The sequence below is a fragment of the Cellulomonas sp. P4_H4 genome (assembly GCF_056400865.1).
Window position 1 is genome coordinate 146,761 of record NZ_JBFUKL010000001.1, and the last position, 12,683, is coordinate 159,443.

A 12,683-nucleotide genomic window follows, 5' to 3' on the forward strand; every position below is an offset into this window, starting at 1 on the left:
GTATACGAACTACCTTCGGTTCCGTATACGAGAGGACACCATGTCGCAGATCATCGTCCGTCTGACGGACCAGCAGCTCGAGCTCGTCGGCGCTTCGCTCGCCGCCGGTGAGGCGTCGGACGCCCCGTCCCTGGTCCGGCTCGCCCTGCGCGAGACCGCCGAGGGCGTCGTCCGACGCAGCCACCCCCGCACGACCGGACGCCCGTGGCAGTGGTGGGAAGGCCTCGTCGCCCCGGCCGAGCGCGAGTCCCGCCAGGACGTCGTCCTCGAGCCCGGCACCGGCAAGGCCTTCGAGGTCCGCGCCGGCGAGATCCTGCGCGTCGAGCAGATCACGGGCGACCAGTGCGTCGACCTCAACGTGTTCAACTTGCACGACTACCGCGAGTTCATGCACGTGGGCCGCACGCGCACGCTGCACGGCACCAACCCGAGCACGGGGTCGTTCCTCTGGTCCGCGCCGCCCCGCGAGCGCGCGCTGATGTACCTGCAGACCGACACCGCGGGTATCAACGACACCCTGTTCCCGCGGTGCAGCGCCAACATGTACGAGTCGATGCACGGCTTCGCCGACCACACCAACTGCGCGGACATCCAGGCCGAGGCGCAGCGCGAGTACGGGTTGACCCCCGACGACGTGCACGACTCGTTCAACCTGTTCATGGCGACGCGCGTCGTCGACGGTATGCCCGAGATCCTGCGCCAGTCGACGGCGCCCAAGGACCACGTCGAGCTGCTCGCGCTGGTCGACGTGCTCGCGGTCCCGAACGTCTGTGGCAACGACATCATGGGCACCAGCAACTTCTCGCTGAACCCGGTCCGCGTCGAGGTGCTGACCGCGACGCGCGCCGAGATCGACGCGGTCCCGCCGCTGCGGGCCTACGCCACGCAGCGCACGCCCTCGGACTTCCGCCAGCCGACGATCCGCACCGAGCGACGGCTCTCCAAGGTCCCTGACTACGAGCCCGCCTTCGCCCGCACACCGGTCCGGCTCGAACCGGTGGCCGTCGAGCTCGACGAGGCCGACGCCGCCCGCCTGAGGGCGCTGCACGACACCGAGCGCTACGCCGACCAGGGCGACGCGCTGCGGGACGTCCTGCTGAGCTGGTGGGTCGGCTCGCATGGCTGAGATCGACTTCGACTCCCTCGGCGAGTACCAGCGGTACAAGCTCATGGCGAGCCTCATCGTGCCCCGGCCGATCGCGCTGGTCACGACGGTCAGTCCGGACGGTGTCGTCAACGCCGCCCCGTTCAGCATGTTCGGGATGGTCGGCGAGGAGCCGCCCCTGCTGATGATCAGCGTCAACCGGCTGGACGACGGCGCGCAGAAGGACACCGCCGCCAACCTGGACGCGACGGGCGAGCTCGTCGTCCACATCCCTGACGAGTCCATGGCCGCGCGGATGCACCGGTGCGGCGAACGGTTCCCCGCCCACGTCGACGAGCTTGCGACGGTCGGGTTCACCGCGACGCCGTCGCACCGCGTTCGACCGCCTCGCATCGCCGAGGCACCCGTGGCCTTCGAGTGCACGGTGCACGAGCGGATCCTCACGACGAGCCGCCAGGTCTACCTCGGCCGGATCCACCACCTGCACGCCGCCGACGGCCTGATCGACACCGAGCGCTGGCGCGTGATGCTCCAGGACTTCCACCCCGTCGGCAGGTTCGGCGCCAGCTTCTACGTGACCACCGAGAACCGCTTCTCCCTCGCGTCGGACGACTCCGGGACCCCCGTCTCGGCGACCGACATCGACCAGCTGTGACACCCTCCCCACCTAAGGAGCACCACATGACCAGCAACCGAACGCGCGTCGCCGCCGCCCTGACCGGCGGTCTCGTGACGCTCTCGCTCGCGGCCTGCGCGAGCTCCGCCACCCCCGAGGCGGACGGCCCGAGCGCGTCCGAGACGGCCATCGGCGCGGTCGACCTCAGCGGCGTCTGCCCCGCGACGGTCGTCATCCAGACCGACTGGAACCCGCAGGCCGAGCAGGGCGGGCTCTACCAGCTGCTCGGACCGGACCCGACGATCGACGCCGACGCGAAGGTGGTCCGCGGACCGCTGTACGCACAGGGCGAGCCGACTGGCGTCGACGTCGAGATCCGCGCGGGCGGCCCCGCGATCGGGTTCACGCCCGTCCCGTCGCAGATGTACTCGGACAAGGACGTGCTGCTCGGCTGGGTCAACACCGACGAGTCGGTGCAGAACTCGGTGGCGCTGCCGACGACAGCCGTCATGGCGACCTTCGAGAAGGCTCCGTGGATGATCATGTGGGACCCGGCCACGTACCCCGACGTGCACGAGATCTCCGACCTGGCCGACACCGACGCCTTCGTCCGCTACTTCGCCGGCGCGACGTGGATGTCCTACCTGACCGGCTCCGGCCAGCTGCGTGAGGACCAGATCGACGGCACCTACGACGGCACCCCCGCGAACTTCGTCGCCGCGCAGGGCAAGGACGCGCAGCAGGGCTTCGCCACCGACGAGCCGTTCGTCTACGAGAACCAGCTCCCGTCCTGGAACAAGCCGGTCGACTACCAGCTGATCGCCGACACGGGCTACCCGCTGTACGCGGTCGCGCTGTCGGTCCGCACCGAGGACGTCACGAAGCAGGCCGACTGCCTCAAGGAGCTGGTCCCGGTGGTCCAGCAGGCGACCGTCGACTACTTCGCGGACCCGACGACGGCCAACGCGCTCGTCGTGAAGGCCGTCGAGGAGTTCAACACCGGCTGGGTCTACGACGCCGCGCAGGCCGAGGACGGCACCAAGCAGCAGATCGACCTCGGCATCGTCGCCAACGCCCCCGACGGGACGCTCGGCAGCTTCGAGGAGGCCCGCGTCCAGAAGATCCTCGACATCGCGACGCCGATCCTCACCGACGCCGGCACCGCCCCGGCCGAGGGGCTGAAGGCGACGGACCTCTACACCAACGAGTTCCTCGACCCGACGATCGCGCTGCCGTAGCCAGGACTCGCGACGTCCGCACTCTCACGAGCGCGGACGTCGCGAGCTGTTTCCTGGGGGCGACGGCGTCAGTCGCCGGCGGCGCGCATCACCGGCATCGGGACGCCGACGGGGTAGCGCACCTCGCCGGGCTCGCGCCGACGCTGCACGACCGCCTCGAGCGACGGACGGGCCGCGGTTCCCCGCAGACCCTCGATCACCAGGCCGTCGACGTCGATCGCCTCGACCGCGTGCGCGAAGGCGGGGTCGGCACCGGCCCACACGACCTCGCAGTTACGGAGCGTGACGTCGGTCGCCGTGTCGATGTGGATGCCGGACGTCGGGTGCGCGTAGACCTCGGGACCGTCCGACGTGGGCCGGCGGTCGTACTCGCCGGCGGGCCAGCGCGACCAGCGGTCCAGCTCGATCCGCACCCCGTCCAGGACCACACCCTCGATCAGCCCGGGCGCGTCGGAGCCGATGTACGCGCCGTTCTCGGACCGGCAGAGGATGTTGCGGAAGCGGACGTTGCGCAGCCGACCGACCTGGTCGTGCCACGCGCCGACGTTCACGTAGATCGGCTCGCCGTGCCCCCACCAGCCGCGGTCGAAGTGCCGGGTCTCGACGACGCAGTCGGAGAACAGGATGTTCTCGAAGTTTCCTTCCTGGCCCAGGTTGACGGCCAGCCCGCGGTGCGACGACCGGATCACGCAGTTCGAGACGACCACGTTGCGGATGTCGGCGATCGCGTCCACGCCGACCACGACGGCGCTCGACGTCGACTGCAGCGTGCAGTTCGTGATCGTGATGTCCTCGGTCGGGCCCAGGTCGGGGAACTCCTCGCAGGTCTTGAGCGAGATGGCGTCGTCGCCGCACGAGATCTCGCAGTCGCTGATCCGCACGCGACGGCAGCGGTCCAGGTCGATCCCGTCGGCGTTGGGGTACTTGAGGTCGCTGTCGATCGTGATCGCGTGGATGACCACGTCCTCGCAGCCGGACAGGCGCACGCACCACAGGGCGGCGTCGGTGAACCGCACGTCGCGGATGTGGACGCGCGAGCAGCCGATGAGGAAGACCGTGAAGGGGCGCTGGTTGGGGCAGCGGTAGATCGTCCCGAGGTCCTCGAAGATGAAGGCGCGCCCGGCGCCGTCGATCCGGCCCGCGCCCGTGATCGCGATGTCGGTCGCACCGTTCGCCGTGATGAAGGCCAGGGCCGCGTCGTTCTCGTCGTTCACCACACCGGCGGACAGGGCGCCGACCTCGAGCCGGGCGGTGTAGGCCGCCGGGTCCGGAGCACCGGCCAGCACGGCGCCGCGCTCGACGTGCAGCTCGACGTGGGAACGCAGCTCGATGGACCCGCTCAGGTAGGTCGCCCCGGCCGGCACGAGCACCCGGCCGCCGCCTGCGGCGTGGCACGCGTCGATGGCGGCCTGGATCGCGGCGGCGTCGTTGGTCGCGCCGTCACCGGTCGCTCCGTGGTCGCGGATGTCGAACGTGGGCATGGCGAAGTCCTCTCGGTGGTGCAGGGGAGCGCGGCCGGTGCGGCCGGAACGGGTCGAGCGGGTCAGGCGTGGGTGGGTTCGGGCTGGTGCGGTGCGCGTGACACCGGGAAGGCGCGGACGGTGCTGCCCAGCGCACGGGCGGACGAGGCGCGGGGAGCGAGCTCGCTCTGCAGCACCAGTGCTGCACCACCGACGGCGGCGGCCTCGGCCGCGTGGGTGGAGATGACGACCTCGATCGGGTGGCTGGTGCGCGCGAAGAACGTCCGGTCGAGCTGCGCGCGGATGGCGGGGACGTACAGCGAGCCCGCGTGCGCGAAGGCGGGGCCGGTGAGCACGACGCGGTCCAGGTCCATGATGTTCGCGAGCGCCTGCGCCGCGAGGGCGACGTAGCGGGCGGAGCGCTCGATGATCGACGCGGCAGGCTCGTGCCCGGCCAGAGCGGCCCGGGAGAGCGCCGCGAAGTCCTCCGAGATCCCGATGTCCGGCAGGGCGAAGCCGACTGCACGGGCCGAGGCGACGGCCGCGGCGGGACCGGCGATCGCCTCGACGCAGCCCTGGCCGCCGCACCAGCAGCGCGGGCCGTCGATGTCGACGCAGATGTGCCCGATCTCGCCGGTGTTGCTGCTGGCCCCGCGGTACACGTCGCCGTGCACCATGACGCCGGCGCCGATGCCGGTGCCCATGTAGAGGGCGGCGAAGCACGAGCTGGCCTCGCCCGTCCCCGACCAGTACTCGCCGACGGCCGCGGCGGTCGCGTCGTTCTCGAGCATGACCGGCATGCCGGTCGCGGCCTGGAGGGCGTCGGCGACGGGGAACGCGGTCCACGCCTGCATGACCGGGGGCGTCAGGGCCATGCCGGTGGACCCGGTGAGTGGGCCGGGGGAGACGACGCCGAGGCCGACGATCCGGTCGGGGTCGACACCCACCTGCGCGACGAACGTGGTGAGCTCGGTGCCGATGCGGTCGACGACGCTCCCGGGAGAGTCGGTGCCGGCGCCCGGGCGTCGCCACCGCCCGACGATCGCGCCGCCGAGGTTGGCCAGCACGTAGGTGATCCCGGCGTGGTCGAGGTGGATACCGACGGCGTAGCGAGCGTCGGGGTCGAGCGCGAGCAGCACGGCGGGCTTGCCGCCGGTCGACTCGGCATGGCCGATCTCGACGACCAGGCCGTCGTCGATGAGGCGGCGCACGACGGTCGAGATCGTGGCACCGGTGAGCCCGGTCTGGCGCGTCAGCTCGACGCGGCTGATCTGGCCGGCGCCACGGATCACGTCGAGGATCGCGGCGCGCGTCGTGACATGGGTCGCCCCGGAAGCGCTGGGTCCGGCACTCATGGGCGGTTCCTTGTCGTCGTCGACCTGCGGGTACGGCCCAGGCCGTCTGGTGACCGATCGGGCCCACGGTAACGGTTCTGCGTCGATCGGTAGGAGGCTTTCACCCCTGGGTTGACTTACTTTAGCAACCGATCTAAGAATGTCCACCAGGAGTTGTGGCCGTCTCCCCGGCCCTGGCGAGGACGCCCTCCCCATCGGCACACCGAGGTGCCGAACTGTCGAGAGGATCACCGATGTTCCACACGCGACACATGCGGATCGCCGTGGCTGCCGCCGCCGTGGCCGCCCTGAGCCTGACCGCCGCCTGCTCGAACGGCGACGCCGACAGCAGCTCCGACGGAGCCAGCGACGGCACGCCCTCGGGCGAGATCTTGGTCCTGACCAACCGCACGGACCTGGTCGACACGAAGTTCCAGGAGTACAAGAAGACGTTCGAGGCCGCGTACCCCGACGTGACCGTCAAGTTCGAGGCCCTCACGGACTACGAGGGTGAGGTCAAGACGCGGATGAACACGACGGACTACGGCGACGTCCTGCTCATCCCCAACAGCGTCTCGGTCGCCGACTACCCCGACTTCTTCGAGCCGATCGGGTCGACCGACGAGCTCGGCACGACGTACCGCTTCGTCAACGAGGCCGCGCTCGACGGCACCGCCTACGGCCTGGCCACCTTCGGCAACGCGAACGGCGTGGTCTACAACAAGGACGTGTTCGAGGCCGCCGGGATCACCGAGCTGCCCACCACGCCGGAGGACTTCATCACCGCGCTCCAGGCGGTCAAGGACAAGACCGATGCGGTGCCGTTCTACACGAACTACAAGGACGGCTGGCCGCTGACCTGGCCGCAGAGCTGGATGGGTGCGGTCTCGGGCGACAAGGACGCACTGGTCAAGATGGCCAAGGACGACGCCCCGTGGGCCGAGGGCAGCGAGAAGGCCACCGTCGACTCCCTGCTCTACGACGTCACGAAGGCCGGCCTGATCGAGGACGACCCGACGACGACCAACTGGGAGAACTCCAAGAACCTCATCGCCACCGGCAAGATCGCCGCGATGGCGCTCGGCTCCTGGGCCGTGCCGCAGATGCAGGAGGCCGCCACCAAGGCCGGGACCGACCCCGCGAGCATCGGCTTCATGCCGCCGCCGTTCGCCGTGGACGGCACGCCCACCTCGCCCATCGGAGGCGACTACAAGATGGCCATCAACGTGAACTCGGAGCACAAGGCTGCCGCCCGTGCCTGGTTCGACTGGTTCATCAACGAGTCCGGCTTCTACGACTACGCCGGTGGCCTGCCCACCGTCATCTCCGACCCGGCTCCCGCCAACCTCAAGGACTTCGAGGCCACCGGGGTGCAGTACCTCGAGATGACGCCGGAGGCGACGCTGTCCGGCATCGACAACCAGGCCGAGATCGGCCTGGGCCAGCCCGACTACTACCGCCAGCTGGTCGACTCGGCGCGCGGTGCGTCGGACGAGACCAAGGAGTCGATCTTCGAGGGCCTGAATGCCAAGTGGGCCGACGCGCGCGCGTCGGTCGGCTGACCGAGCTGCTCACGGCGGGTCCATCCTCATCCGGTGGACCCGCCGTGCCGCGGCCCAGGAACCCCTCTGCTAGGAGCGACACCACCTATGAGCGACATCCCCGAGGTGCTCGCGCCACCCGCTGAAGTCCCGCGTCGGCTGCGCTCGTCCGTCCTGCTGCCCTTCCGTGGCAAGGCATCGGGTGCAGCACCGCAGACGACGAACCGGGGCTGGCGCCTGACGCCGTGGCTCTTCCTGCTCGTCCCGCTGGTCCTGCTGGTGACCTTCACCTACATCCCGGTCGCCAACATGTTCTGGTACTCGACGACGGACTGGAACGGCATCAGCAAGGTCAAGAACTCCGTGGGCCTCGACAACTACGTCGAGTTCTTCACGCGGCCGGAGCTGTTCCGGGTGTTCTGGGTGAGCCTCTACTACCTCGCTGCGTCGGTCCTCCAGATCGCGCTCGCGCTGTACTTCGCGACGCTGCTGAGCTTCAGGACGCGGTTCAAGAACGCGTTCAAGGGGATCCTGTACTTCCCGTCGCTGATCAACGGCGTCGCGGTGTCGTTCATCTTCCTGTTCTTCTTCCAGCCGGGCGGGACGCTCGACTCGGTGATCCACCTGTTCGGGGTCCCGATGGACTCGATGCCGCAGTGGCTGGGCAACCCGGACATCATCAACTTCTCGTTGGCGGGCACGTCCGTGTGGCGCTACATGGGCTTGAACTTCGTGCTGTTCCTCGGTGCGATCCAGTCCATCCCGGCGGGCATCTACGAGGCGGCCGAGCTCGACGGCGCGGGACGGTGGGCGCAGTTCCGCTACATCATCGCGCCGGGCATCAAGCCGATCATCGGCCTGTCGTTCATCCTCGCGATCTCCGGCAGCCTCGCCGTCTTCGAGATCCCGTTCATCATGACCGACGGCGCGAACGGGTCGACGACGTTCGTCATCCAGACCATCAAGACCGCGTTCCAGTCCAACAAGGTCGGGCTCGCGTCGGCGATGGCCGTGATCCTGCTGGTGATCATCCTGATCATCACGTGGATCCAGCGACGCCTCGTCCCCGAGGAGGAGGTGAACCTCACGTGAAGCAGACTCTCGCAGCGACCGGCAAGTACTCGAGCCTCGTGCTCGCCAGCCTCGTCACGCTGGTCCCCCTGGCCGTCATCGTGCTCACCGCGCTCAAGACGGCGCAGGACTACGCGACGAGCGGGCCGCTGGACCTGCCGAAGCACGTCACGTTCGCCAACTTCGGCATCGCGTTCCGGGACGCCGACATGGGCCGCGCGTTCGTCAACACGACCGTCATCCTCGTCGCGTCGGTGATCGGCACGATCATCATCGGGACGATGACGGCGTACGCGCTGGACCGCTTCCACTTCCGGTTCAAGAAGCTGGTGCTGGGCGCGTTCCTGCTGGCCACCCTCGTGCCCGGCGTGACCACGCAGGTGGCCACGTTCCAGGTGGTCAACACGCTCGGTCTCTACAACACCCGGCTCGCGCCGATCGCCCTGTTCCTGGGCACCGACATCGTGTCGATCTACATCTTCGTGCAGTTCATGCGGTCGATCCCGATCTCGCTCGACGAGGCGGCGACCCTGGACGGCGCGAACCACTTCACGATCTACCGGCGCGTGATCTTCCCCCTGCTCAAGCCGGCCATCGCGACCGTGGTCATCATCAAGGGCGTCGCGATCTACAACGAGTTCTACATCCCGTTCCTCTACATGCCGTCGCAGGAGCTGGGTGTCGTCTCGACGTCCCTGTTCCGTTTCCGCGGACCGCTCGGCACGCAGTGGGAAGTCCTCTCGGCCGGCGCCCTGCTGGTCATCATCCCGACGCTGATCGTCTTCCTGGCCCTGCAGAAGTACATCTACAACGGCCTCTCGGCCGGGGCCACCAAGTGAGCGCGACCGAGCAAGCACCAGGAGCTTCCACGATGAACCGCACCACCCTGCACGACGGCTGGACCCTGCGCACCACCGCAGGACCGGGCAGCCCCGTCCCCGAGCACATCGCCGGGCGGACCATCCCGGCGCAGGTGCCCGGCACCGCCCACACCGACCTGCTGACGGCCGGCCTCATCGAGGACCCGTACGTCGACCTGGGCGAGAAGGCCCTGGTCTGGGCGCACCGCGCGCAGTGGCTGTACTCGCGTGAGCTCGCGGCACGGCCTGCGGGCGACGACGAGCGCGTCGACCTGGTGTTCGACGGCCTCGACACGGTCGCCGAGATCAGCCTGGGCGGTCGTCGCATCGGGAGCACCGCCAACCAGCACCGTGGGTACCGGTTCGACGTGCGCCCGTACCTGTCGGGCGAGGCGCAGCAGCTCGAGGTCCTGTTCCGGTCGGCGCTGGAGACGGCCGAGGCCGAGCAGGAGCGCATCGGCGCACGCCCCGGCGCGTACCCGCACCCGCTGAACATGGTCCGCAAGATGGCGTGCAGCTTCGGCTGGGACTGGGGCCCCGACCTGCAGACCGCGGGGATCTGGAAGCCGGTCCGGCTGGAGCGCTGGCGCACGGCCCGGATCGCCTCGGTGCGCCCGCTCGTGACGATCGACGGTGCGGCCACGGTCGCCGTGCACGTCGACGTCGAGCGTTCCGGTCTCGGCACCGCGACCGATCTGGACGTGGCCGTGACGCTCGGCGGCACCGTGGTGACCGGGACGGTCGCGGCGGGCTCCTCGTCGGCGGTCGTCGACGTCGTCGTCGAGGACCCGCGGCTGTGGTGGCCCGTCGGCTACGGCGACCAGCTGCTCTACGACCTGCGCGTCGAGCTGGCCGGGCTGGACTCGTGGGAGCGCCGCATCGGGCTGCGCACCGTCGAGCTGGCCACCCCGGACGACGAGGACGGCACCGCCTTCACGTTCGTCCTCAACGGCGTGCCGGTCTTCGCCAAGGGCGCCAACTGGATCCCCGACGACCACCTGCTGACCCGCATCACTCGCGAGCGGCTCGCGCGCCGGCTGGACCAGGCGGTCGACGCCAACCTCAACCTGCTGCGCGTCTGGGGCGGCGGCATCTACGAGTCCGACGACTTCTACGAGCTGTGCGACGAGCGTGGCCTTCTGGTGTGGCAGGACTTCCCGCTCGCCTGCTTCGCCTACCCGGAGGAGGAGCCGCACCGCTCCGAGTTCGAGGCCGAGGCTCGCGAGAACGTCACGCGATTGTCGTCGCACCCCTCGCTCGTGCTCTGGAACGGCGGCAACGAGAACATCTGGGGCCACGAGGACTGGGGCTGGAAGGAGAAGCTGGGTGAGGCGACCTGGGGTCTGGGCTACTACCAGAGCCTGTTCCCGAGCGTCGTCGCCGAGCTGTCCCCGACGACGCCGTACGCGGCGGGCAGCCCGATCTCCCCGCGTCGCGACCCGCAGGACGTGCACCCGAACGACCCCGACCACGGCACGCACCACCAGTGGGAGGTGTGGAACCGGATCGACTACACGCACTACCGCGACGACATCCCGCGCTTCAGCAGCGAGTTCGGCTTCCAGGGCCCGCCCACCTGGGCGACGCTCGAGCGCGCGGTCCGCAACGCCGACGGCGCACCGCTGGCCAAGGAGGACGAGGTCTGGCTCCTGCACCAGAAGGCCGAGGACGGCAACGGCAAGCTGGACCGCGGCATGGAGCCGCACCTCGGCGTGCCGACCGACTTCGCCGACTGGCACTGGGCCACGCAGCTGAACCAGGCCCGTGCCGTGGCGCACGCGATCACGCACTACCGCTCGTGGTGGCCGCGCACGGCGGGCTCGATCGTCTGGCAGCTCAACGACTGCTGGCCGGTCACGTCCTGGGCAGCGATCGACGGCGACGAGCGGCCGAAGCCGCTGTGGTGGGCACTGCGCGCGGCCTACGCCGACCGCATCCTCACCGTGCAGCTGCGTGACGGGCGCCTGGTGCTCGCGGTCGTCAACGACACGGCGACGCCCTGGCAGGGCACGGTCGCGGTGCAGCGCGAGCGTCTGGACGGCGTGCTGCTCGCGGCCACCGAGCTGCCCGTGGACGTCGCCCCACGCGCGGTCGCACTGCTCGAGCTGCCGAGCGACGTCCGCACCGCCGAGGACGCGTCGGACGAGGTGCTGGTCGCCGAGTTCGACGGCCTGCAGACCACGCACTGCTGGGTCGAGGACGTCGACCTGCGGCTCGACCCCGACGCGCTCGACGTGCAGGCGGAGCCGACGCCGGACGGCTACGAGGTGACGGTGCGGGCCCGCTCGCTCGTCAAGGACCTCACGCTCCACGTCGACCGGCTCGACCCGGACGCCTCCGTCGACGTCGGCCTGCACACGCTCCACGCCGGGTCGTCGGTGACGATCCGGGTGCATTCGGACGTGCCGGACCTGGCCGGTGCGCTCGTCACGGCACCGGTCCTGCGGACGGCCAACGACCTGGCTTCCGTGCGGTTGGCCCGTGCCGTCTGAGGAGCGTCCTGACCACTACCCTGACCGCGTGACCAATCGAACCGATGCCGTGGGACTGGTCCTCGCACGCCCCGCGCGGATGCTGGGTCACGAGCCGTTCTTCGGCGAGCTGATCGCCGGCATCGAAGAGGTGCTCGCCACCGACAACCGATCGCTGCTGCTGCACGTGGTCCCGGACCTGACGGCCGAGATCGAGGCCTACCGTCGGTGGGCCGCCGGCTCGATGGTCGACGCGGTCATCGTGGTCAACGTCGTCGTCGACGACCCGCGCATGCCGGTCCTCGCCGAGCTCGGCATCCCGGCCGTGGTCGTCGGCGGGCCGCGCACCGGCATGGAGTTCTCCAACGTCTGGATCGACGACGCGCAGGCCAGCCGCGACGCCGTCGACTACCTCGTCGGCCTGGGGCACGAGCACCTCGCCCGGGTCAGCGGCCCGCGTCAGCTGGTGCACACGCGCGAGCGCAGCGACGCGTTCCTCGACCAGTGCGCGAAGCGGTCCGTGCAGGGGGTCATCGTCGAGGGCGACTACACCGAGGACTCGGGCAAGAGCGCGGCGCGTGCGCTCCTGGGTCGTCGCGGGGCGCCGTCCGCGATCATCTTCGACAACGACGTGATGGCGCTCGCGGCCATGGCGGTCGCCACCGAGATGGGCATCCCCGTCCCCGCGCAGCTCTCGCTCCTGGCGTGGGACGACTCGGCGCTGTGCCGCCTGTCGAACCCGACCCTGTCGGCCATGACGCTCGACGTGCACGGCATGGGCCAGCAGGTGGGCATGTGCGTGCTGAACACGTTCGCCGACGGACCCGTCCGCGCGTACCAGGCGCCGATGCAGCGACTGTCGGCGCGTGCGTCGACCGGACGCTTCGCCGAGCCGAGCTCGATGGGCACAGGGACCGCCTGACACGAGTCCGACACGGGTGTCACGCCCGTGTCAGCGCCATGTCGGCCTGCTGTCAGCGACGTCCT

General features: G+C 69.9%; 10 protein-coding genes. 8 read left to right on the forward strand and 2 right to left on the reverse strand.

Annotated elements, in window-relative coordinates:
• Positions 1–40 precede the first annotated feature (40 nt).
• The 3 genes from AC1DPN_RS00795 to AC1DPN_RS00805 are packed head-to-tail and all read left to right on the forward strand — an operon-like array spanning position 41 to position 2,959.
• Positions 41–1,126 (forward strand): DUF1989 domain-containing protein, encoded by a 1,086-nt coding sequence (locus AC1DPN_RS00795; RefSeq protein WP_477082824.1) that lies wholly within the window; start codon positions 41–43, stop codon positions 1,124–1,126.
• Positions 1,119–1,760: a flavin reductase family protein gene (locus AC1DPN_RS00800; protein WP_477082825.1), complete on the forward strand. Its 642-nt coding sequence runs from the start codon at positions 1,119–1,121 to the stop codon at positions 1,758–1,760. The genes AC1DPN_RS00795 and AC1DPN_RS00800 overlap by 8 nt, the downstream gene beginning before the upstream one ends.
• A gap of 26 nt (positions 1,761–1,786) precedes the next feature.
• Complete coding sequence (locus AC1DPN_RS00805) at positions 1,787–2,959, forward strand: ABC transporter substrate-binding protein (protein ID WP_477082826.1); 1,173 nt, start codon at positions 1,787–1,789, stop codon at positions 2,957–2,959.
• A gap of 68 nt (positions 2,960–3,027) precedes the next feature.
• On the opposite strand, the gene AC1DPN_RS00810 is transcribed toward AC1DPN_RS00805, so the two are convergent.
• Positions 3,028–4,440 (reverse strand): glycoside hydrolase family 28 protein, encoded by a 1,413-nt coding sequence (locus AC1DPN_RS00810; protein ID WP_477082827.1) that lies wholly within the window; start codon positions 4,438–4,440, stop codon positions 3,028–3,030.
• A gap of 62 nt (positions 4,441–4,502) precedes the next feature.
• Positions 4,503–5,774 carry an ROK family transcriptional regulator gene (locus AC1DPN_RS00815; RefSeq protein ID WP_477082828.1) on the reverse strand — a complete coding sequence of 424 codons (1,272 nt, stop codon included), beginning with the start codon at positions 5,772–5,774 and terminating at the stop codon, positions 4,503–4,505.
• Positions 5,775–6,007: 233 nt separating this feature from the next.
• Here AC1DPN_RS00815 and AC1DPN_RS00820 point away from each other — a divergent pair, with 233 nt between their 5' ends.
• The 5 genes from AC1DPN_RS00820 (at position 6,008) to AC1DPN_RS00840 (ending at position 12,618) form a co-directional block, all read left to right on the forward strand.
• Positions 6,008–7,315: an ABC transporter substrate-binding protein gene (locus AC1DPN_RS00820; protein ID WP_477082829.1), complete on the forward strand. Its 1,308-nt coding sequence runs from the start codon at positions 6,008–6,010 to the stop codon at positions 7,313–7,315.
• Between the two features lie 87 nt (positions 7,316–7,402).
• Positions 7,403–8,386 carry a carbohydrate ABC transporter permease gene (locus tag AC1DPN_RS00825; RefSeq protein ID WP_477082830.1) on the forward strand — a complete coding sequence of 328 codons (984 nt, stop codon included), beginning with the start codon at positions 7,403–7,405 and terminating at the stop codon, positions 8,384–8,386.
• Positions 8,383–9,204, forward strand: a complete 822-nt coding sequence (locus tag AC1DPN_RS00830; RefSeq protein WP_477082831.1) for a carbohydrate ABC transporter permease — start codon at positions 8,383–8,385, stop codon at positions 9,202–9,204. The genes AC1DPN_RS00825 and AC1DPN_RS00830 overlap by 4 nt, the downstream gene beginning before the upstream one ends.
• A gap of 32 nt (positions 9,205–9,236) precedes the next feature.
• Positions 9,237–11,717, forward strand: coding sequence for a glycoside hydrolase family 2 protein (locus tag AC1DPN_RS00835; RefSeq protein WP_477082832.1), 2,481 nt, complete (start codon positions 9,237–9,239; stop codon positions 11,715–11,717).
• Positions 11,718–11,745: 28 nt separating this feature from the next.
• Positions 11,746–12,618, forward strand: coding sequence for a LacI family DNA-binding transcriptional regulator (locus AC1DPN_RS00840; RefSeq protein ID WP_477082833.1), 873 nt, complete (start codon positions 11,746–11,748; stop codon positions 12,616–12,618).
• Positions 12,619–12,683: the final 65 nt, after the last annotated feature.